Annotated in this window: 1 protein-coding gene; it reads left to right on the top strand. The window is 27.5% G+C overall.

All coding sequences use genetic code 11. From position 1 onward, the window contains the following. Positions 1–410: 410 nt before the first annotated feature. Positions 411–1,191: phage integrase SAM-like domain-containing protein (locus ABJI11_RS04380; RefSeq protein WP_348349769.1), on the top strand; the 781-nt coding region annotated here is incomplete at its 3' end.

The following is a 1,191-nucleotide window of genomic DNA, read 5'->3' as shown; positions in this document are numbered from 1 at the left end:
GTAAAATTAGCAAAAAAATCCATTAGTCAAAAAGCGAAATGCTGAAAAGAAAACTTGCATTCTGCATAAACATCTGTATTAAACAATAATGCATCTATTAAATGGCATTTTGTAAATACGATAAACAGTAAAAATCTTACTTTAATACAGAATGCATTTTTTTTTGTACCGCAAACAATTTTAAAAATGAAAAAACCCTATAAACGTTATGTTTATAGGGTTTACATAGAATTTATTAAATTCTTTGCGGAGAAAGAGGTTATTGAACCTTTTTATACTAAAACACACTTAAACATAATAAATACAGTATATACCAGTGATTATGCAAAATATTTATATCTAAATTATAAGCTTAAAACATAATTAAATATATCTTTACTGTCACCTAAACTGTCACCTAATAACGTAATATGAGATATACATTTAATCTTAAAAATTCGAAATCATCAAGTGACACCCCAATTTTCTTTTCTACTTATTTTAAAGATGAGGGAAGAAAATTTGTTTATTCTACTGGTGAAAAAATTAACCCAAAAGAATGGGACTTCAAGTTGAGAATTCCGAATAACACCACAGGTAGGTCAAGCGAAGCTGAAAAACATAGAACTATAAAACAACAATTAGACAGATACTCTAGTTACTTTTTAGACCTTGTTGGCAGATATAAGAATATTAACGAGCCTTTAGATATAGAAACCACTAGAAATCATTTTGACAAACATTTTAAAAAGACCAAGCCCAAATCAAATAGATTCTTCGAAGTCTATGAAATTTTCTTAGACTCTAAGAAGAATGATAAATCAGGAGAAGCAAATACTTCTAGTACTATTAAAAGATATGAATACAATAAAGATTTGTTATTAAACTTTCAAGCCCACACTAAGAGGAATTTAAACTTAAATAAGTTTGACAGCAATATGTATAACTTATTCCTAGACTATTGTATTACGGTTAAAAATCATTCCTCTAATACACTTAGAAGAAATGTAGGTTTACTAAAAACTTTTTTAAACTGGGCTTTAGAGAATGCCTACACTCATAATATATCATTTAAAAGTTTTAAAACTCCTAATGCTTTCGTCACCGATGAAGTAGCATTAACAATGGACCAGGTTAATCAAATTTATGAGAAGGACTTTTCTAAAAATAAAAAATTAGAAAAAGTACGAGATTTATTTGTGTTTGGATGTT

Source organism: Maribacter sp., from assembly GCF_039968975.1.
Taxonomy (GTDB): domain Bacteria; phylum Bacteroidota; class Bacteroidia; order Flavobacteriales; family Flavobacteriaceae; genus Maribacter.
This window is presented reverse-complemented; position numbering and strand designations above follow the sequence as displayed.